Origin of the sequence: Pseudarthrobacter enclensis (genome assembly GCF_001457025.1) — a bacterium.
Lineage (GTDB): Bacteria > Actinomycetota > Actinomycetes > Actinomycetales > Micrococcaceae > Arthrobacter > Arthrobacter enclensis.
Map to the genome: position 1 here is coordinate 94,985 of NZ_KQ758603.1, position 18,897 is coordinate 113,881.

The following is an 18,897-nucleotide window of genomic DNA, read 5'->3' on the forward strand; positions in this document are numbered from 1 at the left end:
GTGAAACTCCGCGCCGGAGTGCTATACATAGCTCAAGGCAACTAATTCTTGGTGGCCTGCACGCGGGGACGGATCCGGGAAGTTTCCGGAGGCTGGAGGCGATGGTGCTGAACACGCCGGCTTCCCCTCCGCTCCGCGGCAGCCGCCCGCGCCGTCGGCTATCCGTTACGGTGCTGTGCGCCGGCCTTGCGGTCCTCGTGGTCGGGTGCTCAGGCGTCAGCGGGTCCGTGGCCAGCGCCGTGAAGGACAGCTCCTCCGCCGTTGCCACCGCCCGGCTGGCGCTCCGCCAGGACATGGAGGGAAAGCTGACCCGCGCCGCCACCGCCACCACGCTGGACGACGCCCTGCGGGAAGTGGACACTGGCCGCAGCACCGTACAGAAACTCTCGCCCGCCACCCGTGAGGACCGCGACACCCAGCGCCAGGCACTCGAGGCGTTGGACGCGTGCGCCGCCGCCTTCGCCACGGCCCGCGCCGCCGTTTCCGCGGACGACGTCGGCAGCGCACCGACCACGGCCGACGGCGACCGGGCGCTGGCCGCCGCGCAGGACGCCCTGAACCAGCTCGGGGACAAGGCAGGCGGGACGTGAAGCGGCTCCTCGGCGTCGCGCTCGGCATACTGACCGCCATCGGCGGCTTCGTGGACATCGGGGACCTGGTGACCAACGCCGTCGTCGGGTCCCGCTTTGGCCTGTCCCTGGTGTGGGTGGTGGCGGTGGGTGTGGTGGGGATCTGCCTGTTCGCCAACATGTCCGGGCGGGTGGCGGCAGCGTCCGGCCGTGCCACGTTCGAGGTGATCCGTGAACGCCTGGGCCCGCGGGCCGGGCTGGCCAACCTCTCGGCGTCCTTCCTCATCAACCTCATGACCGTCACTGCCGAGATAGGCGGCGTGGCCCTGGCCCTGCAGCTGGCCAGCAGCGTGCACTACCTGCTGTGGATCCCGGTGGCCGCGGTGGCGGTGTGGCTGGTGATCTGGCGGGTGAAGTTCTCCATCATGGAAAACGTCACGGGCCTGCTGGGGCTCACGCTGATTGTGTTCGCCGTGGCGCTGTTCCTGCTCAAACCGGACTGGGGCGTCCTGGCCGGGCAGGCCCTGGCGCCCGCCGTGCCGGACGGGGAGACGGTCCCGACCTATTGGTACTACGCCATCGCCCTGTTCGGCGCGGCGATGACCCCGTACGAGGTGTTCTTCTTTTCCTCCGGCGCCGTGGAGGAGGGCTGGACGGTCAAGGACCTGGTCCAGTCCCGCCTCAACGTCCTGGTGGGATTCCCGCTCGGCGGACTGCTGTCCGTGGCCATTGCCGGTTGCGCCGCGGTGGTGCTGCTTCCCGCAGGGATCGCGGTGACCTCGCTGTCCCAGGTCATCCTGCCGGTGGCCGAGGGCGCCGGGAAGCTGGGCCTGGCGTTCGTGCTGGTGGGCGTGGTGGCGGCAACGTTCGGCGCGGCCCTGGAAACCACCCTGTCCAGCGGCTACACCCTGGCCCAGTTCTTTGGCTGGTCCTGGGGCAAGTTCCGGCGCCCCGTCCAGGCTGCCCGGTTCCACCTGGCCATGATCATCTGCCTGCTGGTGGGACTGGCGGTGCTGGCCACCGGCGTGGACCCGGTCCTGGTGACGGAGTATTCGGTGGTGTTCTCCGCCATTGCCCTGCCCTTGACCTACCTGCCCATCCTGATCGTTTCCAACGATCCGCAGTACATGGGACAGCACGTCAACGGGCGGGCGGTGAACGTGCTGGGCATGGCCTACCTGGTGATTATCCTGGTGGCGTCCCTGGCGGCCATCCCCCTGATGATCGTGACGGGAGCCGGCTCATGACCTCCCCGGACCTGGTTCCGCTTCCGCCTGTTGCCGGGCGGATCCTGGACGCGCAGCTGCACCTGCTGGACCGGCAGGTGCTGGACACCGACGGCGTCCCGGTCACCACGGTGGACGACCTCGAGCTGAGCGGACCTGCCCTGGGCGAGGAGATTCCGGTGGGGACACCGGCGCCGGTGCTCGACGCCCTGCTGACCGGTCCCGTGCTGGGGACGCGCATCTTTGGCGGCAGGCCGCCGTCGTCCCGGCTGATCCGCATCCCCTGGAAGGACGTGGCGGACGTGGGGGTGGTGGTCCGGCTGGGCGTTAGGGGTGGGCCGTTGGATGCGGGCTGGGTGGAGCGCTGGGTGCGGGATAAGATCATCGCCCGCATCCCGGGAGGCCGCCATGATCCTCGGTGACCTGCTGGGCACCCCGGTCCGGGACGCCGACGGCGGCCGGCTGGGAAGGGTGGCGGACGTCCGGTTCGTGCTGGACGGGACCCCGCGGCAGCTCATGTCCGAGGCCCGGGTGCTGGGGCTGGTGGTCAGCCCGCACAGCGCGGCCTCGTTCCTGGGCTACGAGCGGATCAACCTGGCCCAGCCGTGGCCGTTGGCGAACCTGCTGCGGTGGCGGCACCGTGGCTCGTACCTGGTGCTCTGGGAAGACATCGCCATGGTGGGCAAGGACGCGGTCCGGCTGCGGCCCGGATTCACCCGGTACAGCGCTTCCCTGGAAGACGGCGGCCGGCAGCGGGCCGGTGACGGGAAATGACCCGTTTGGCTCGCCGGCGCCGCAATCTCCTGTAGTGTGGTGCGTGTTGTTGTGTTTATGCAGTTGGTAGTTCAGGCAGTACGCGCGGTCGAAAGTCCGCGTTCTTCTGAAGTAGCGGTTCTTTGAACACCCCACGCCGGAGGGCCCGAAAGTCGGGACACTTCCTCCACCTTCACGAAGGACAAAAATAATGGCTACTGGCACCGTCAAATGGTTTAACGCTGAAAAGGGCTTCGGCTTCATCTCCCCGGACGACTCCTCGCAGGACGTTTTCGCGCACTACTCCGCGATCAACTCCAACGGCTTCCGCTCCCTCGAAGAGAACCAGAAGGTTTCCTTCGACACCGAGCAGGGCCCCAAGGGTCCCCAGGCCACCAACATCACGGCTCTCTAATTCCTTTAGGGTTCCGGGACCGTTAGGTTTCTGACAAGCAGGGCTTGCCTCCGGGCAGGCCCTGCTTGCGTTTAACCCGGGTGTGCCATCTCAGGCGCCCGAATCCAGCGTGGGGATGCCCAATTGGGCGCAGACGCTGTGTGGCCCGGGTATCACGGCCACGGCGTCATCCACCACGCACGCGGTCAGTTCCGGCACGTAGTGCCCGGGACCGAAGTTGTTGGGCATGGCGGGCGCGGGGTTGCCCTGGGCATCGGTCGCCTTGCCTGTGTAGTCCTGGGAGGGACGGGGCGCCGGGCCCTGGAAGCCGGGGGGAATCAGGTCATCAGTGGCGCCGCCGGGGTTCATCAGTCCCTGGTCCCAGTTGAACGCGCACAGGGCCACCGGATCCTCGATCTGCTGATTGCCGGCCAAGGGGTCTGTGCCGTTGTCGTCACTCATGTCGAACCCGTCCTTTGCGACGCTGGACGACAGGTACGGTCCCACGGTTCCGCCGAAGCCGTTTCCCGCCGGATAGGTGCTGGTGAGGTCCGCCCGGTAGTAGCAGCGGATGTCCCGTTTGTCCTCCACCGGTGCGAAGGCAACGTAGGCCATGGCCGCCGTCGAGCCCGCCAAGGCAATGCCGGCGAAGGTCAGGGCGGCGGGGCGGCGCCACCAGGGCGCGCGACGGCGGCTGGCTCCGGCTTCTCGGACCAGCGCAGCGCGGACGGCGTGCCGGGTGTCCGAGGGGTACTCGATGTCGGAAAGATTCATGACTGCCTCGACTCTTCAAAGGTTTCCAATGCTGCCTGCCCCAGCCCTGTGGGAGCGGCGGCCTGAAGTTTCTTCTTCGCTCGGTTGACCCGGGACCGGATGGTGCCAAGACGCACCTGGAGGGCTTCGGCCGCGTCCTGGTACGAGTAGCCGTGAACGGCGCACAGCATCAGGGCGTCACGCTCGCCGTCGGTCAGGCTGGTGGCAGCTGCCAGCAGGTCCCGCACCTGCTGTTCGGCGTCCATCCGTTCTGCCGTGGCCGTGGCATGGTCCGGTTCCACGGGGGAGTGCGGCAATCGTGCCAGGAACTGATCGTGCCGCCGGCGGGAACGGGAGCGGTTCCGCATCGCGTTGGTCGCCACGCCCAGCAGCCACGGCAACAGGGACTCCCGCTCCAAAGCGAGGTTCCGGCGTTTTCGCCAGGCCTCGAGGAACGTCACCGACACAAGGTCCTCCGCGTCCTGCCAGGACGCTGTCCGGCTCAGGCAGTAGCGAAAGACGGCGTCGGCGTATCGGTCGAACAATTGCCCCAGTGCTTCAGGATCGTCGCCCACACACCTGCTCCACAGCACCGCATCTGATTCCCCCAGCTTTTCCATATCTCTTAGTGTCCGCAGCCGGGCGGAAAGTTCCCGGCAGCAAAGAGACCCCTGGAAGATTGTGCGGCAATGGTTATCCGGCGCCGGAACCCAGCGTGGGGCACGGGTCATGCCGGGTGTCTTTGCTCCAGGTAGGCCGCCAGCGCCGGGTTGTCGATGTCCTTCGCCAGCCAGGGAACCGCTTCCGCCGCTGACCGGTCGCCGAGCAGGGCGCGGTGGGACTGGCCGCGCACCACGAACTCGCGCATGCCGCTGCGGCTGGCCAGCTCGGACAGGCGTTCCACGAACCCAGCCGCCCGCGGCGACCGGGTGGCGATGGTGACTTCCGCGGCGGTATCGAGCAGCCGCGCCGAGTACCAGAGATACCAGGGCTTGGGTTCCAGGCCGCGGTCAATCCAGTGTTCGGCTGCTGCCAGGTCGCCGTGCCGGGCGAAGAGCCGTGCTTCCGCGCCGGCCGCCAGCGCCATGTAGCAGTGGTCCCCGGCCAGTTCCGCCATCACCCAGGACCGGTCGATGAACGCTGCCGCCTCCTCCAGCTGCCCTGCCGCCAAGTACGTCTCGCCCCGGACCCCCGCCGTGAACGGTTCGAACGCCGTCCAGTGTTCCTCCGCGATCCACGCCAGGGCCCGGTCCAGCCAGATTGCCGCGAGGCCAAGCTCGCCGCGGAGAAGGTGGACGCGTCCCAGCAGCGAGGCACTGAACGCCTGCTGCCGGCGGTTGCCGAGTTCCTTGGCCAGCTCCCCGGATTCGGTCAGGGCCGCCACGGCTTCCCCATACCGTGCGGTGTCCGAGGCCAGCATCCCCTGGATGGCCAGGATGCGCGCCTGTTCGTCTGGGAACCCGACGGCGGCCTCCATCGCTTTCTCCAGCCACCCGGCGGCACGGTCCGGCACGCCCCTTTGCACGGACAAGTAGCCCAGTTCCCGGTACGCGGCGGCGGCGGTCCGGGAGGCGCCGTCGTGCCCTTCCGCCTGCAGCGCCCGGTGCAGCAGGTCCGCCACCTCGGCGCCGCGGCCGCCCGCCTGGTGGATGAGCGCCCCGGAGAGCGTCACCAGCGACTCAGCCACCAGGTGGCTGTTGCCGGTGCGTTGTGCCAGGGCGGCGGCGAGCCGCAGCTGTTCCAGCCCCCGGTCCACGGCGCCGGCCCAGAGCGACGCGCCGCCGGCGTCGAGGTAGGAGCGGACCGTCGCGGCTGTTGCCGGCGTGCCGGGGTCCGGCTCCGGGGCGGCGTCGAACAGGGCCCGGCGGACCTCCGGGGGCAGCGGCAGCCCCAGTTCCTGCCGGTACAGGTTGCCGCAGCGGACCGCGTGCTCCCGGGCCTTGCGGTAGTCACCGGCCGCCACCAGCGCCTTCACCAGGACGGCATTGCAGTCTGCATGGAAAGGGTCACGCTCCAGGGCCAGCGACGCGAGTTCCGCCGCCTCCCGGGGAGCATCGGAGGCCAGCGCGGCCAGCGCTGCTTCATACAGCAGCTGCTGGACCACGTTGTCCAGCCGGTAGCGCTGCTCCGCCACCCACTCGTCGAAGACGGGGGAGTCGGCGAAGGAAAGCCCTTCCAGCAGCTGTCCGGTGAAGCGGCGCGGATTCCCCGCCTTCGCTCCCGGGTCCATGGCCTCCAGGACGTCGCAGCGCCAGGGTGGAAGCAGGTCCAGCCGCAGCGGGTCGCCGGTCACCGACGCGCCGTCCAGTGCCCGGCGCAGTTCGGACAGGTTCCAGCGCAGGGCACCCAGCGGGTCTGCGGCGTCCGGAAACAGCAGGGAGGCGGTGCGGGACCGGCCGGTGCCGTCCGGCTGCAGCGCGAGGTAGGCCAGCAGCGCCCAGGCCTTGCGGCCCCGGGGCTGCGGGAGGGGTGTGCCGGGGGACTCGATCGCGGGCGGACCGAGGAGCCGAATCCACTTTTCGGCCATAGGCCTCATGGTACGCCGCGGGTGTGCCGGCGTCTGCGGCCTTCACACGGTTGCTCACACGCCCGCGGAACACACTGAAATCGCCCCAACCGCACACCTCACAAGAAGGCAAAAATGGAACTGCTCGGCCTCCTTCTCTTCGTACTCTGGGTCCTCATCGCAACCGTCTGCAGCATCCTGGCTGACGGCCGCGGCCGGACTCCGGAGATCCGCTCGGGCGCACCGTGGTCTGCGGGGAACCTCCCCAGCGAGCCCTACGCATCCCTGCGCATGTAGCACCTGACCGGAATGAACGACGGCGGGGCCCGGCATGGTTGCCGGGCCCCGCCTGCCGTTGAGGTCGCCCGCCCGGCCGGGCAGCCCGCCGCCCGCATCACCGGCCCTGCCCTGCATGACCGGCCCCCGACCGCATGACCGGCCCTCGACCGCATGACCGTTGCCGGCCGGCAACGGTCATGCGCCTCAGGGCCGCCCATACCGAACGGGAAGCCGGGGCATCGGACGGGGAACGGTCAGGGGACCCGCAGTGTGAGCGGCGGCGTGCTCATGGGCCCGCCGCACTGTTCGGAACCGCCGACCCGGGTCCACGCCAGATCGAACCCCTGCTCTGCCAGAACAGTTCCGTCCGCCGCGAGGGCGCTGATGGTGGCACTCGGCGGAGCATTCATCCCCATCATGAAATTCCAGGTGTCACCCTCCCTGGTGACCGTGAAAAGGGGATAGGGCTCAGACTCCGGCGCGGGCGGCGGTGCTGCAGTGGACGGATCGAAGGTGGGCGCCACGCTCCGCAGGGGGAGGGGATCGGCCGGGGTGGGGGCAGGCCGGGAACACCGGGCCTTTGCGTCGCACAGCCGCACCTCGCTGACCGCGGACGGGTTCCCTTCGACAGTCACGGTCAACGAATTGGTCCAGCCGATGGCCGGGCACGCGTACGTTGTGCATCCGGTCAGCGAGAGCAGCCCCGCCATGGCCGCAGCGAGTGTCCCCAGGATCCCCCAACCCGTTTTCATGGCGCCAGTCTACGGGGACGTTTCAGGCCCCGGCAGCCAGGGCTTTAGACGCCCAGCCCCATGGCCTCGCGGACTTCGTCGAGGATGTGGTGCATGGCCCGTTCGGCGACGGCGCAGTCCCCGCCGGCCACCGCCGCGGCGACGTCCTCATGCGCCTGCAGTGCCTCGTTGCGGGGCTTGAACGGCATGAGCCCCTGCTGGGTACGGCTGGTCAGGACCTCGGCCACCATGCCCTCAAGCGCGCGGAACATTTCGTTGCCGCAACTGCGCAGGAGCAGCTGGTGGAACTCGATGTCCGCCGCCAGGAAGTTCTGCAGGTCGCCGGCTTCGCCCAACCGGCGCAATTCGGCGCCCAGCGTCACCAGCTGGGAGCGTTCGGCTGCGCTTGCCCGCCGTGCGGCCCCCGCCGCGGCAATGGGTTCGACCGCGATGCGCAGCTCGGTCAGGCTGGCGTACTGGATCTCGCGGCGGTCAGAGGCCAGGCGCCACCGCACCAGCTTGGGGTCGAAGACGTTCCAGTGCTCGCGCTCCTGCACCACGATGCCCACCCGGCGGCGCGAATAGACCAGGTTCATGGATTCGAGCACCTTCATGGTGTCCCTGGCGACGGTCCGCGAAATCCCGTGTTCCTGCTGCAGCCCCTCAAGGGTCAGCCGGTTGCCGGGGGCCAGGCGGCCTGAGGCGATGGCTATGCCGACCGACTCCAGGACCCGCTCATGCATCGCACCGGGCGTGCCGCCGTCGTGCCCGTCATCCGTTACTTCACCTGTCGCCGTCGACATTATGTCCGCCTCTCTCCGCGCCGGAGCGCACCCCCAGAATACCGCCGCAGAGGTCAAAGGTATGACTTGTGACACGAAAAGATAGTATTTATCGCAGCAAAAGGTGATACCTTATGACACAGCCCACGTTGAGTCGGGCTGGCAGTGAGCTTCTTCGAAAGCCAAAGACGTCTTCTCCGGAGGTACAGACATGCAGTATCCACCCACGCATCTGGTGGTGATGGGCGTTGCCGGGTCCGGCAAATCAACCCTTGCGGCAGCCCTGTCCAAACAGCTTGGCTGGTCCTGCGCCGAGGCCGACGAATTCCACCCGGCCGCCAACATCGCCAAAATGAGCCAGGGCATACCCCTGCAGGATGAGGACCGCTGGCCCTGGCTGCGCGAGATCCGGGACTGGATGACCGGCAAATCCCGCGAAGGCCAGAGCACCGTCCTCACCTGCTCCGCGCTCAAGAAAACCTACCGGCAGCTCCTGTCCGAGGCCGAGGGCCGCGTGCTGTTCCTTCACCTCGACGGCGGCGCGGACCTGATCGGCCAGCGCATGCAGGGCCGCGAAGGCCACTTCATGCCGCCCACCCTGCTGCCCAGCCAGCTGGCCACCCTGGAGCCGCTCAGCCAGGAAGAGCTCGACGCCGGCAGCATCCGGCTGGACATCTCACGCTCACCGGAGGAACTGGTCGCCGCCGTCGTGCGCGCCCTGGACCTTCCGTCCGGTCAGGCGCCGCTGGCGTCCTGACCGCCTCGCTTTCCCCAACAAGAAGTACCGTTTCAAAGGAGAACCATGACCATCGAAGGATGGACCCAAACGATGGGAGCAGGCCCCCTGCTGCTCATCGCCGCAGCAGCGATCGTCGTCCTGCTGTTCCTCATCATCAAGCTGCGGGTGCACGCCCTGATCGCCCTGATCGTCGTCAGCCTGGCCACCGCCTTCGCCACCGGCATCCCCGCCAATCAGGTGGTGCCCGTCCTGATTAACGGGTTCGGCACTACCTTGGGCACCGTGGCGCTGCTGGTGGGCCTGGGCGCGATGCTCGGCCGCATTGTGGAAACCAGCGGCGGCGCGAAAGTCCTGGCTGACTACCTGATCGGGATCTTCGGCGAGAAGCGCGCCCCCTTCGCGCTGGGCCTGGCCTCCCTGATCTTCGGCTTCCCCATCTTCTTCGACGCCGGCCTGGTGGTCATGCTGCCGGTGGTCTTCGCCGTCGCCCACCGCCTGGGCGGGGGAGTGCTGCGCTACGGCCTTCCCGCCGCGGGTGCGTTCTCCGTGATGCACATCTTCCTGCCCCCGCACCCGGGCCCGGTGTCAGCGTCCGCGTTCTTTGACGCCAACGTTGGCCTGGTGACCATCGCCGGCCTCCTGGTGGCCATCCCCACCTGGTACGTCACCACCTACCTGTATGGCCTCTACACCGGCAAGAAGCTCGTGCTGCCCGTGCCGGAACTGCTGGGCCACGCCTCCGCCGAGGCCGAGTCCAACCCGCCCCGCTTCCGCACCATCATCGGCCTGCTGCTCCTGCCGCTGGTCCTGATCTTCATGAACACCGGCCTGAACACACTGGCATCGTCCGGCGTCCTGGCAGAGGGCACCAAGGACCAGCAGTGGTTCCAGATCCTCCGCACCATCGGCGAAACGCCCGTGGCCCTGCTGATCTCCGTGCTCGTTGCCATGTTTGTCCTGGGTGCCCGCCGCGGCAAGGACGCCGGCGCCCTGGAGAAGCTGTTGGAGTCCTCGCTCGGCCCGGTGTGCTCGGTCATCCTGATCACCGGCGCCGGCGGCATGTTCGGCGGCGTCCTGCGCACCTCCGGCATCGGCAAGGCGCTGGCGGACGTCCTGGGCGGCCTGGGCATCCCGCTGATCCTGGCCGGCTTCCTGATTTCCGCCATCCTGCGCATCGCCCAGGGCTCCGCCACCGTGGCACTCACCACCACCGCGGGCCTGATTGCCCCGGCCGTGGCTGCCGGCGGGCTGAACGGGATGCAGGTGGCCGCCATGGTCATCGCCGTTGCGGCCGGTTCCGTGGTGGTTTCACACGTGAACGACTCCGGCTTCTGGCTGGTGGGCCGCTTCTTCGGCATGGACGTCAAGACCACGCTGAAGACCTGGACCGTGATGGAAACCCTCATAGGCGTCATGGGCTTCGCCATCGCCGCGGTCATCTTCCTGGTGGCTGGCCTGGCGGGCTAGCGTCCCCAACCAGCTTCCCAACTGAGTAGCGCCAACGGCCGTTTTGGAGCCCCAGAACGGCCGTTGGCGCTACTTGCTTTCGCGGCGGGGCGGCGGGTGGGAACACCTGCCGCCCCGCCGTCGTTGTTCCCGCTGTGCGCTCTCCGGGCTTGCCGGGCGGCGCGGCTTCCGACGAAAGGACCTCCCGTGGCATCCCGCACCATCGTGATCACCGGCGCCAGTGACGGCATTGGCGCTGCCGCCGCAAGGACGCTGGCCAAGGCAGGCGAGCAGGTGGTCGTCGTCGGACGTTCCGCTGAGAAGACCCGCGCGCTGGCCAAGGACATCGACGCCGACTACTTCCTGGCCGACTTTTCCGAGCTGGCCCAGGTGCGCACCCTCGCCGAGCAGTTGAAGTCCGACTACCCGCGCATCGACGTCCTCGCCAACAACGCCGGCGGCATCATGGGCAAGCGCACGCTCACCGCTGACGGCAACGAGTCCACCTTCCAGGTCAACCACCTGGCGCCGTTCCTGCTCACCACTTTGCTGATGGACACCCTGACGGCCAGCGGCGCCAAGATCATCAACACCTCCAGCGCCGCCAACAACTTCGGCAAGCTGGACCTGTCAGACCTGACCGCCTCGCACGGGTACAGCACCAACCGCGCCTACGGCACGGGCAAGCTCGCCAACATCCTCTTCACCTCCGAGCTGCACCGCCGCTTCCACGAGCGCGGAATTACGACGGCGGCCTTCCACCCCGGCGTGGTCCGCACCAATTTCGCGGCGGAGTCGGCGAGTCCGTGGCGGCACGCGTACAAGAGCATCCTCAACCGCTTCATGCTGACGCCCGACCAGGGCGCCGACACCATGCTGTGGCTCATCAACGGCACGGCGGGGACCGACTGGATCTCCGGCGCCTATTACGCCAAGCGTGCCCTGGCCAAGGCCAACCGCCAGGCCTACGACGCCGCGCTGGCCCGCGGCCTGTGGGAGAAGAGCGAGGAGCTGGTGGCGGCCTGACTACTCGCAGCCGAGGCCGTCGCCATCCCGGTCCAGGCCGTATATGTCGTTGCCGATGACCTGAACGGGTCCGCGGACATAGGCGGGGCCATTGCCGCTTCCGCCGGCGCAGTCCACATCGGAGGCTATGGGAACGCACCCTGAATAGTTGGGGTCGCAGCCGGCTCCCGCCGCGGGAGCCACGGGAACGGCCTTCGGGGGAGGCGGGGCTGCCTTCGCAGCGGCTTCGGCAGCGGCCTGGGCAGCAGCAGCGTCCTGTGCAGCTTTGGCATCAGCGGCTTGTCGTGCCGCCTCCTGAGCGGCCGCATCGGCTGCAGCCCTGTCTTCTGCGGCCTTCTCAGCGGCCGCTTTGTCCGCCGCCGCCTTGTCCGCAGCGGCCTTTTCGGCTGCCGCCTTTGCCGCGGCTTCCGCCGACAGCTTGTCTTTGAGGGCGCGGGCTTCCGACGCCTCAAGCCAGATAAGCGCTCCCGACTCGTCTCGTGTGCAGTTGTAGGTAGCGCTGCCAGCAAACTTCTGGCTGTCGACGCTGCTGCAGGGCGTTTTGGAGATGGGGGTCGGCATTGCCGTGGACGTAGCCGACGCTGTGACGGTGGGCTCCGCGGTTCCAACCGCGCTCAGCGAGGCGGATGATCCTCCGCAACCGGTCAGCAGAAGGACTGCGGCAGCTGCCGCCGCCCCGGCAATCCTCTTTGTGCTCGTGTGCCCATCGGCATAGAAACAGAATGAGCGGCAGGCGGCCTTTTCACTGCCTGTCCGAAGAGAGCGCATCATCATCGATATTTCCCCAATTTGTGTGCTGGACGCGGAACGCATGGTCAGCCTAACCAGAGGGGAGAGCCGTGATTTTGGTGCTGAGCCAACCTTGGGCAAATCCTTGGGAAACCCTGATGAGGATTATTAACCCTGCCGCGCCAGCGCCTCGCCGATAACCCGGGCCCCCTCGGGGTACGCACCCGGGTTCGGTCCGGAGTAATTGAGGCGGACAAAGGGGCCCGCGGGTTCGGCGGGAAACCACTCGGTGCCGGCGGCGATGATCACGCCGTTGTCCTCGCACTCCCGGGTGAGCCGGGGCAGGTCCGTTCCGTCCGGCATCCGCAGCCACAGGTTCAGCCCGCCTTTGGGCAGCAGCTCGATATGGGCGTCCGGAACATGCTCCCGGACGCTGGTGACCAGCAGGTCCCGGCGCGACTGGAGCTGCTGGCGCAGGCTCCGCAGGTGGGTCTGCCAGCCCGGCTGCGTCTCCACGTCCAGCGCCGCGGCCTGCAGCAGCCCGCTCACGTACATCGACTCGGCGGCCCGGTGCGCCTGGATGCGTTCTCGGGCAGGCCCGCGGGCAATCACCGCGGCGATCCGGACCGCCGTAGAAACGCTCTTGGTCAGGGACCTGATGTAGATGACGTGCCCGGAATCGTCCTGCGTGGCCAGCGGAACCGGCGTCGAGGTGATGCCGAAGTCGTGTGCCCAGTCGTCCTCGATCACGAACGCGCCGTGGGCGCGTGCCGCCTCCAGCACCTCGCCGCCCCGGCCGGGTGCCCACTGCGCACCGCTGGGGTTTGCGTAGTTGGGTTGGGCATAGAACGCCCGGGCGCCGGTCTCCCGGAACGCCCGGGCCAGCTCCACAGGGTCCGGCCCGTCCGGTCCGCTGGGCACGGGAACCACACGGACACCGGTCTGTGCGGCGGCCAGGATGGCGCCCCAGTAGGTGGGTGATTCCATCAGGAGCGGCTGCCCGGCCCCCACCAGTGCCCGGAAGATCGAGCTCAGTCCGCTTTGGCTCCCCGGGAGCACGATCACGTCGCTGGGCGTCGGGGGAGTGACGCCGGCTGGCGTGGCAGACCCCAGCTCCTGCGCGAACCACTGCTGCAGCTCCGGCATCCCGGCGGCCGGCGGCCGGGACAGTGCGGCGTCCCCGCGCGCGGCCCGGGTCAGCGCCGCGCGGACCAGGCGTTCGGGCAGCAGTTCGCGGTCCGGGTAGCCGGAGTGGAACCAGATGGCATCGTTGGGCACCGTCCGCATGGTGCTGGAGGTCCCGGGAAGGGCAGACGACGGCGGCCGCAACGCTGCCGTCTGCCAGCCATAGTCCGAGGGCCTCGCAGTCCGGACCGCGCGCACGAACGTTCCGACCCCGGGGCGGCTGTCGATCAGCCCCTGCGCCGTCAGTGCCTGCAATGCCTTTTGCACAGTAACCGGGCTGGCCTGGTACTCGGCGACCAAGGAGCGGGTGGACGGCAACTTAGCCCCCGGCGACGCCGCGGAAATCCACTGCTTCAGTGACGCAGCAATCCGGGAACTGCTATCGTTGTTTATGAAAGACAATAGTAGCGCTATCCTTCATCAGTCGGCAGTGATACCGCCAGACCCTGGCCGGCGCAGCAGCCCGTCCGGCCCTCACGTCGGCGCCGGGTGGGGCCTGCTGGGCGTCACGGCGTTCTCCTTCACCGTCCCCTTCACCCGCGTGGCCGTGGCCGGGCTGTCCCCGCTGTTCATCGGATCCGGCCGGGCCGTCGTGGCCGCAGTCCTCGCCGCCGCGGTGCTGGCACTCACCCGGCAGCGGCTTCCGCAACTCCGCACTTGGGCCAGGCTGGCAGTCGTGGCCGGTGGCGTCGTCGTCGGCTTCCCGTTCCTCACTTCCTACGCGCTGACCGCAGTCCCCGCCGGACACGCCGCCGTCGTCATCGCCCTGCTGCCGGCGGCCACTGCCACGGCCGCCGTGCTGCGGACCCGGGAGCGCCCGCCGGCCGCGTTCTGGGCCGTGATGTGCACCGGATCGCTGGCCGCCATCGCCTTCGCGTTCCTGCAGTCCGGCGGCATGGGACACCTGCATTGGGCCGATCTCCTGCTGCTCGGTGCCGTGCTGTGCTGCGCCGTCGGATATGCCGAGGGCGGCCTCCTCGCGCGGGAAGTGGGCTCCTGGCAGACCATCGCCTGGGCCCTGGTCCTTGCTGCGCCGCCCATGCTGGTCCTGGCCGTGATTTCGGTGGCCAGCCAGCCGCCGTCGGCCACTCCGGTCCAATGGGCCGCCTTCGCTTACCTGGCCGTGGTGAGCATGTTCCTCGGCTTCTTCGCCTGGTACCGCGGCCTGGGCATCGGCCCCATCGCGCGCGTCAGCCAGATCCAGCTCATCCAGCCCGTCATGAGCATCTGCTGGGCGGCCCTCCTGCTGGGCGAAGCCGTCACCTGGACCACCATCATCGGCGGCCTTGCGGTCGTCCTCTGCGCCGGTGCCGCCGTGCGCGTCCGGCTCAAACCCGCCCCCTGACCATCCTGAAGGGATACCCGATGTACATCCCCGCGCACTTCGCCGCCCAGCCCGACGCCGTCGAGGCGCTTTTTGCCGCCCCCGGCGCCGCCAACCTCATCACCATGACCGACGGCGGCCTGCTCGCCACCCTGCTGCCCTTCGTCTACGAGCCCTCCGCCGGGGAACACGGCGCCCTTCATGCCCACATGGCCCGGAACAATCCGCAGGCAGCGACGCCGGCCACGGGCGAGGCGCTGGCCATTATTCAGGGCCCCGACGCCTACGTCTCGCCCTCCTGGTACGCGTCGAAGGCCGAGCACGGGCGGGTGGTGCCCACCTGGAACTACAGCACCGCCCACGTGTACGGGCAGCTGGTGGTCCATGACGACGCCGGCTGGCTGGCACGGCATGTCCGGCGCCTCACCGACCGGCATGAGGAATCCCGGGAACACCCGTGGAGCGTGGACGATGCGCCGGAGAAGTTCATTTCCGGGCAGCTGCGGGCCATCATGGGCATCGAACTGCTCATCACGCGGATCGAGGCCAAGGAGAAGCAGAGCCAGAACCGGTCCGCCGAGGACGCCGCCGGGGTGGCGGCGGGACTGCGGGCCGGCGGGCAGGAAGCCGCCGCGGCCACCGTCGAGCGTGTGCGCCGGGGGTGAACCGCCTATCCGGCGCGTTCCAGCAGCACCATCACCTCGTAGTGGGTGGTCTGCGGGAACATGTCCAGGACCCGCGCCCGCCGGGCCGTGAAGGACGGCAGCGCCGCCAGGTCCCGGGCCAGGGACTGGGCATTGCAGCTGGAGTAGACCACGTGCCGCACGTCGGAGGCTTCCAGCCAGCCGCACAGTTCCTTGCCGATGCCGCGCCGCGGCGGGTTCACGATGACCAGATCGGGGGACTGTTCCGCGGCCAGCGCGAAGGCGGTGGCGTCGCCTGCCTCGAACTGCATGCCCTGCAGCCCGGCTTCGTCGCTGCTGAGCCGTGCGGAGGCGATGGCCTCGCTGCTGAACTCGATGCCGGTGACCGTGCGTCCGGGCGCGGCCGAATGCAGGGCAAACCCGCCCACACCGCAGTACAGGTCCCAGACGGAGGCCGGTGCCAGCTCGTTGACCCAGTCGCGGCCTTGCCGGTACAGTGCGGCCGCCATCCCGCTGTTGGTCTGGAAGAAGCTTTGCGGGCGGAGGTGCAGGTTGATGCCGTTGACCCGCATGTTCAGGGTGGACTGCTCCGTCAGCAGGATTTCCCGGTCGCCCTCCAGGACGGCCTTGTGCTCGGGGTGCAGGTTGACGGACACCACCTTTACCTGCGGCAGCTCGGCCAGCAGGTCCGGCAGGTGTTTGCGGATCCGCGGGACCAGTTGGTCGGTGCGGAGGACCAGGCGCAGCATGATGTCGCCGTCGGGGGACTCGGTGACGATGATGTGCTTCAGTTCGCCGCTGCGGTGGGGGACGTCGTAGGGCGTGATCCGGTGCAGGCGGATGAAGTGGGCCACCACAGGGAAGACTGCGCGCAGGCCGGGGGAGCAGACACCGCATTTGCGCAGGTCGATGCCGTGCCCGTCCGCGTCCAGGATGCCGATGGTGGGATTCCTGGCCGTGCCGCTGACCACCATCTTGGCCTTGTTCCGGAAGGCCGACTCCTGGCTGGCGATGGGTTCCAGCCATTCCAGCGCCGCGTGGTCTGATAGCAGGGCCTGGCAGTGCGACTGCTTTCCGGCCAGCTGCTCCGTGTAGGGGCTGCCCATCAGGGTGCAGGAGCGGCAACGGCCGGCATCGAAGTAGGAACACTGCATGACCCCGCAATTTTACCTGCTGCCCGGGACACGCCCGACGCCGGCATCCGGGGGAGTGCCGGCGTTGTCCGTTCCCGTCGGGGGCATTTTGGCGGCCGGAAGGTAACAGCGTGCAACATAAGCATGGATGCATGCCGTTAATGCACTGAAATTCGGTGGGCGTGCTACTTTCGGCTGTGCCGCCCTGCGATTCTTCGGCCTGCTCCCGCCTGCGGACGGTCCGGATTCGGACGGCGGCCCCCAACACCCCATCCTGGAGACGCCTGTGGAACCCACAACACCTGCCCTTGCCGCCCGGCCCGACCCGTCGCTGTCCGGAGAGTCCAGCGAGTCCGGGCTGCGCCGGTCCATGGGGCCGCGGCACCTGGTGATGATCGCCATGGGCGGCGTCATCGGCTCCGGGCTGTTCCTCAGCTCCGGCTACACCATCTCCCAGGCCGGCCCGCTCGGCGCGGTGATCGCCTACATCGTGGGCGCCTTCGTGGTGTACCTGGTGATGGCCTGCCTGGGGGAACTGGCCATCGCCTACCCGGTCTCCGGGGCGTTCCACATCTACGCCGCCCGCTCCATTGGCCCGGCCACCGGCTTTGCCACGGCTTGGCTCTACTGGCTGTGCTGGGCCGTGGCCATCGGCTCCGAGTTCACCGCCTCAGGCCTGCTGATGCAGCGCTGGTTCCCGGACGTGGAGGTCTGGGTCTGGTGCCTGGTCTTCGCGGCGGTCCTGTTCGGCCTCAACGCGGTGTCCTCGAGGTTCTTCGGTGAGGCGGAGTTTTGGTTCGCCATCGTGAAGGTGGCCGCGATCATCGGCCTCATCGTCCTGGGCGGGGCTGCCCTGTTCGGCTTCCGTCCGCTCGGCGGCAGCGGCGAACACCCGTTCCTGTTCGAAAACTTCGCCACCGGATCCGGGGTGTTCCCCAACGGCTTCACCGGCGTCCTGGTTACCGTGCTGGCCGTGTTCTACGCCTTCTCCGGCTCCGAGCTGATCGGCGTTGCCGCCGGCGAAACCAAGGACCCGGCCACCGCCATCCCCAAGGCACTGCGGACCACCGTGATCCGCCTCCTGATCTTCTTTGTCGGCGCCATCGCCGTCATCGCCGCCACTATCCCGTACACCGAGGTGGGGCTGGACGAGAGCCCCTTCGTCACCGTCTTCTCCGCCATCGGCATCCCGTTTGCGGCCGACATCATGAACTTCGTCATCATCACCGCGCTCCTGTCCGCTGGCAACAGCGGCCTGTTCTCCTGCGCCCGCATGCTCTACTCGCTCGCCGACGAAGGACACGCTCCCCGCACCCTGAAGAAGCTGACCCGCCGCGGCATTCCGCTGGCCGCGCTCTCCCTGAGCATGGTGGGCGGCGTGGCGTCACTGATCAGCAGCGTGGTGGCACCGGAGACGGTCTACCTGGTCCTGGTGTCCGTGGCCGGCTTTGCGGTGGTGGGCGTCTGGATGTCCATCACGGCCTCGCATTACTTCCACCGGCGCGCGTTCATCCGGCACGGCGGCGACACCTCCACCCTGGCCTACAAGGCCCCGCTGTTCCCGCTGGTCCCCATCCTGGCCTTCACGTTGTGCGTCGTCTCGCTGGTGGGCATCGCCCTGGATCCAGCCCAGGCGCCGGCACTCTACTTCGGGGTTCCGTTCGTTGCCGCGTGCTACCTCTACTTCCACCTCCGCCACGGCCGCAGGGCAGCGGCGGCCCGCTAAAGCGGGGAACGGACGACGCCGGCACCCGCCCGGGTGCGCCGGGCACCTGCCGTGGCTGGCGCCGCCGTCGTCCGCGCATGGGTGCCCCCGGCAGGAGGGCAGGTGGCAACCGGCCGGCGGCCTCCGTGCGAGAATGGGGCCCGTGATGGCAGGGAACGGCAAAACCGGCGTGGATCCTGCCGAGGCGTCCTCGATGGCGCAGGGGCTGCGGATCGTGCGGCTGGTGGTTGACCTCGAAAAGCTGGGCCGCCCGCTCCCCGGAGTGTCGCAGCTGGCAGCCGAGCTCTCCATGGAGCAGAGCCGGGTGTCCCGCCTGACCCGGGAATTGTACGATCTTGGCCTGCTGGAACGTGAAGGCCGTGGACCCTTCCGTGCCGGGCCGGCGTTCTTTGCCCTGGCCGCGTCATTGAACATCGGGTGGGTGCTGGCCGCCGGTCCCGTGCTGGAAAGCCTGGTCAGTGCGCTGGAAATGCGTGCCCGGGTGTCCGTGCGCGACGGGTTCCGTGCCATCCTGGTCCGCAGCTCCAGCAACGACTCCGTTCCCGGGAGTTTCGTCAAACCCGGCATGGTCAGTCCCGTGTGGTGCACCGGCGCCGGCCGAGCCCTGCTGTGGGACCTTGACCGTCCCGGCTTGGAGGCGCTGCTGGGGGACATCAATTATGTGGGCATCGGCGGCCCCAACGCCGCCCACTCCACCGGGGAGGTCTGGGACCTGATGGTCCGTGACCGGGCGGCCGGAGTCATTGCTGGCGGCGAGGAATTCGAGCACCACGTGGTGGAACTCGCCGTTCCCGTGCGCGGCCCGTCCGGGGACATCCAGGCATCGGTGAGCGTGCTGGGGAGCCCCGCCCAGGCCGGCCGGCCCGGTGCGGCTGCCGCGCTGCTGGCCGCAGCCGAACACCTGGGCTCCGCAGCGGCCGTTTAACTCAGGGTGAGGCGTGGCCCCGGCATC

General features: G+C 68.8%; 21 protein-coding genes. 13 read left to right on the top strand and 8 right to left on the bottom strand.

Going from position 1 to position 18,897, the window contains the following annotated elements:
- The first annotated feature begins 101 nt into the window (after positions 1–101).
- The 5 genes from AS031_RS19845 to AS031_RS12905 all read left to right on the top strand — a co-directional run bounded on the left by AS031_RS19845 (position 102) and on the right by AS031_RS12905 (position 2,963).
- A complete protein-coding gene (locus tag AS031_RS19845; RefSeq protein WP_058268568.1) occupies positions 102–590 on the top strand; it encodes a hypothetical protein in 489 nt (162 codons plus the stop codon).
- Positions 587–1,816, top strand: coding sequence for an Nramp family divalent metal transporter (locus AS031_RS12890; protein ID WP_058268569.1), 1,230 nt, complete (start codon positions 587–589; stop codon positions 1,814–1,816). The genes AS031_RS19845 and AS031_RS12890 overlap by 4 nt, the downstream gene beginning before the upstream one ends.
- The gene (locus AS031_RS12895; RefSeq protein WP_058268570.1) at positions 1,813–2,217 is read left to right on the top strand and encodes a hypothetical protein; all 405 of its coding nucleotides are present in this window, start codon (positions 1,813–1,815) and stop codon (positions 2,215–2,217) included. Before AS031_RS12890 ends, AS031_RS12895 begins: the two co-directional genes overlap by 4 nt.
- On the top strand, positions 2,204–2,569 hold the full coding sequence (locus AS031_RS12900) for a PRC-barrel domain-containing protein (RefSeq protein WP_058268571.1): 366 nt from the start codon (positions 2,204–2,206) through the stop codon (positions 2,567–2,569). Before AS031_RS12895 ends, AS031_RS12900 begins: the two co-directional genes overlap by 14 nt.
- Positions 2,570–2,759: 190 nt before the next feature.
- Positions 2,760–2,963: a cold-shock protein gene (locus AS031_RS12905; protein ID WP_058268572.1), complete on the top strand. Its 204-nt coding sequence runs from the start codon at positions 2,760–2,762 to the stop codon at positions 2,961–2,963.
- 90 nt (positions 2,964–3,053) lie between these two features.
- On the opposite strand, the gene AS031_RS12910 is transcribed toward AS031_RS12905, so the two are convergent.
- The 3 genes from AS031_RS12910 to AS031_RS12920 all read right to left on the bottom strand — a co-directional run bounded on the left by AS031_RS12910 (position 3,054) and on the right by AS031_RS12920 (position 6,222).
- Positions 3,054–3,716 carry a hypothetical protein gene (locus tag AS031_RS12910; RefSeq protein WP_058268573.1) on the bottom strand — a complete coding sequence of 221 codons (663 nt, stop codon included), beginning with the start codon at positions 3,714–3,716 and terminating at the stop codon, positions 3,054–3,056.
- Positions 3,713–4,315, bottom strand: a complete 603-nt coding sequence (locus AS031_RS12915; RefSeq protein ID WP_074446980.1) for an RNA polymerase sigma factor — start codon at positions 4,313–4,315, stop codon at positions 3,713–3,715. The genes AS031_RS12910 and AS031_RS12915 overlap by 4 nt, the downstream gene beginning before the upstream one ends.
- 107 nt (positions 4,316–4,422) lie before the next feature.
- The gene (locus tag AS031_RS12920; protein WP_228379630.1) at positions 4,423–6,222 is read right to left on the bottom strand and encodes an AfsR/SARP family transcriptional regulator; all 1,800 of its coding nucleotides are present in this window, start codon (positions 6,220–6,222) and stop codon (positions 4,423–4,425) included.
- Between the two features lie 114 nt (positions 6,223–6,336).
- Here AS031_RS12920 and AS031_RS20040 point away from each other — a divergent pair, with 114 nt between their 5' ends.
- Positions 6,337–6,498 carry a hypothetical protein gene (locus tag AS031_RS20040; RefSeq protein WP_169793880.1) on the top strand — a complete coding sequence of 54 codons (162 nt, stop codon included), beginning with the start codon at positions 6,337–6,339 and terminating at the stop codon, positions 6,496–6,498.
- 236 nt (positions 6,499–6,734) lie between these two features.
- Here AS031_RS20040 and AS031_RS12925 read toward each other — a convergent pair whose 3' ends face one another.
- Positions 6,735–7,232, bottom strand: coding sequence for a hypothetical protein (locus AS031_RS12925; RefSeq protein WP_058268575.1), 498 nt, complete (start codon positions 7,230–7,232; stop codon positions 6,735–6,737).
- A 44-nt stretch (positions 7,233–7,276) separates the two neighbouring features.
- Positions 7,277–8,014, bottom strand: a complete 738-nt coding sequence (locus tag AS031_RS12930; RefSeq protein ID WP_082642010.1) for a FadR/GntR family transcriptional regulator — start codon at positions 8,012–8,014, stop codon at positions 7,277–7,279.
- A gap of 190 nt (positions 8,015–8,204) precedes the next feature.
- Between AS031_RS12930 and AS031_RS12935 the strand changes: the two genes are divergently transcribed.
- The 3 genes from AS031_RS12935 (at position 8,205) to AS031_RS12945 (ending at position 11,204) form a co-directional block, all read left to right on the top strand.
- Entirely contained in the window at positions 8,205–8,750 is a 546-nt protein-coding gene (locus tag AS031_RS12935; protein WP_058268577.1) for a gluconokinase, read from the top strand.
- A 45-nt stretch (positions 8,751–8,795) separates the two neighbouring features.
- Complete coding sequence (locus tag AS031_RS12940; RefSeq protein WP_058268578.1) at positions 8,796–10,199, top strand: GntP family permease; 1,404 nt, start codon at positions 8,796–8,798, stop codon at positions 10,197–10,199.
- Between the two features lie 186 nt (positions 10,200–10,385).
- A complete protein-coding gene (locus AS031_RS12945) occupies positions 10,386–11,204 on the top strand; it encodes an SDR family NAD(P)-dependent oxidoreductase (protein WP_058268579.1) in 819 nt (272 codons plus the stop codon).
- On the opposite strand, the gene AS031_RS20045 is transcribed toward AS031_RS12945, so the two are convergent.
- Both AS031_RS20045 and AS031_RS12955 read right to left on the bottom strand, forming a co-directional pair.
- Positions 11,205–11,765: a hypothetical protein gene (locus tag AS031_RS20045; protein WP_306589887.1), complete on the bottom strand. Its 561-nt coding sequence runs from the start codon at positions 11,763–11,765 to the stop codon at positions 11,205–11,207. It abuts the gene before it with no gap.
- Positions 11,766–12,101: 336 nt separating this feature from the next.
- On the bottom strand, positions 12,102–13,511 hold the full coding sequence (locus AS031_RS12955; protein WP_058268756.1) for an aminotransferase-like domain-containing protein: 1,410 nt from the start codon (positions 13,509–13,511) through the stop codon (positions 12,102–12,104).
- A gap of 37 nt (positions 13,512–13,548) precedes the next feature.
- Between AS031_RS12955 and AS031_RS12960 the strand changes: the two genes are divergently transcribed.
- Both AS031_RS12960 and AS031_RS12965 read left to right on the top strand, forming a co-directional pair.
- Positions 13,549–14,463, top strand: coding sequence for a DMT family transporter (locus AS031_RS12960; protein ID WP_371325989.1), 915 nt, complete (start codon positions 13,549–13,551; stop codon positions 14,461–14,463).
- 20 nt (positions 14,464–14,483) lie between these two features.
- Positions 14,484–15,107, top strand: coding sequence for an FMN-binding negative transcriptional regulator (locus AS031_RS12965; RefSeq protein WP_058268581.1), 624 nt, complete (start codon positions 14,484–14,486; stop codon positions 15,105–15,107).
- 5 nt (positions 15,108–15,112) lie between these two features.
- Here AS031_RS12965 and rlmC read toward each other — a convergent pair whose 3' ends face one another.
- On the bottom strand, positions 15,113–16,240 hold the full coding sequence (gene rlmC / locus AS031_RS12970) for a 23S rRNA (uracil(747)-C(5))-methyltransferase RlmC (RefSeq protein WP_058268582.1): 1,128 nt from the start codon (positions 16,238–16,240) through the stop codon (positions 15,113–15,115).
- A gap of 265 nt (positions 16,241–16,505) precedes the next feature.
- Between rlmC and AS031_RS12975 the strand changes: the two genes are divergently transcribed.
- On the top strand, positions 16,506–17,945 hold the full coding sequence (locus tag AS031_RS12975) for an amino acid permease (protein WP_058268583.1): 1,440 nt from the start codon (positions 16,506–16,508) through the stop codon (positions 17,943–17,945).
- Positions 17,946–18,090: 145 nt separating this feature from the next.
- Positions 18,091–18,870: an IclR family transcriptional regulator gene (locus tag AS031_RS12980; RefSeq protein WP_371325991.1), complete on the top strand. Its 780-nt coding sequence runs from the start codon at positions 18,091–18,093 to the stop codon at positions 18,868–18,870.
- The last annotated feature ends 27 nt before the right edge of the window (positions 18,871–18,897 follow it).

Excerpts from the sequence above, each read along its gene's own strand:
- AS031_RS12925 (WP_058268575.1), bottom strand. The coding sequence starts at position 7,232 with ATGAAAACGGGTTGGGGGATCCTGGGGACACTCGCTGCGGCCATGGCG.
- AS031_RS20045 (WP_306589887.1), bottom strand. The coding sequence starts at position 11,765 with ATGCCGACCCCCATCTCCAAAACGCCCTGCAGCAGCGTCGACAGCCAG.
- AS031_RS12915 (WP_074446980.1), bottom strand. The coding sequence starts at position 4,315 with ATGGAAAAGCTGGGGGAATCAGATGCGGTGCTGTGGAGCAGGTGTGTG.
- AS031_RS12980 (WP_371325991.1), top strand. The coding sequence starts at position 18,091 with ATGGCAGGGAACGGCAAAACCGGCGTGGATCCTGCCGAGGCGTCCTCG.
- AS031_RS12920 (WP_228379630.1), bottom strand. The coding sequence starts at position 6,222 with ATGGCCGAAAAGTGGATTCGGCTCCTCGGTCCGCCCGCGATCGAGTCC.
- AS031_RS12895 (WP_058268570.1), top strand. The coding sequence starts at position 1,813 with ATGACCTCCCCGGACCTGGTTCCGCTTCCGCCTGTTGCCGGGCGGATC.
- AS031_RS12965 (WP_058268581.1), top strand. The coding sequence starts at position 14,484 with ATGTACATCCCCGCGCACTTCGCCGCCCAGCCCGACGCCGTCGAGGCG.
- AS031_RS19845 (WP_058268568.1), top strand. The coding sequence starts at position 102 with ATGGTGCTGAACACGCCGGCTTCCCCTCCGCTCCGCGGCAGCCGCCCG.
- AS031_RS12935 (WP_058268577.1), top strand. The coding sequence starts at position 8,205 with ATGCAGTATCCACCCACGCATCTGGTGGTGATGGGCGTTGCCGGGTCC.
- rlmC (WP_058268582.1), bottom strand. The coding sequence starts at position 16,240 with ATGCAGTGTTCCTACTTCGATGCCGGCCGTTGCCGCTCCTGCACCCTG.
- AS031_RS12910 (WP_058268573.1), bottom strand. The coding sequence starts at position 3,716 with ATGAATCTTTCCGACATCGAGTACCCCTCGGACACCCGGCACGCCGTC.
- AS031_RS20040 (WP_169793880.1), top strand. The coding sequence starts at position 6,337 with ATGGAACTGCTCGGCCTCCTTCTCTTCGTACTCTGGGTCCTCATCGCA.
- AS031_RS12930 (WP_082642010.1), bottom strand. The coding sequence starts at position 8,014 with ATGTCGACGGCGACAGGTGAAGTAACGGATGACGGGCACGACGGCGGC.
- AS031_RS12900 (WP_058268571.1), top strand. The coding sequence starts at position 2,204 with ATGATCCTCGGTGACCTGCTGGGCACCCCGGTCCGGGACGCCGACGGC.
- AS031_RS12905 (WP_058268572.1), top strand. The coding sequence starts at position 2,760 with ATGGCTACTGGCACCGTCAAATGGTTTAACGCTGAAAAGGGCTTCGGC.
- AS031_RS12940 (WP_058268578.1), top strand. The coding sequence starts at position 8,796 with ATGACCATCGAAGGATGGACCCAAACGATGGGAGCAGGCCCCCTGCTG.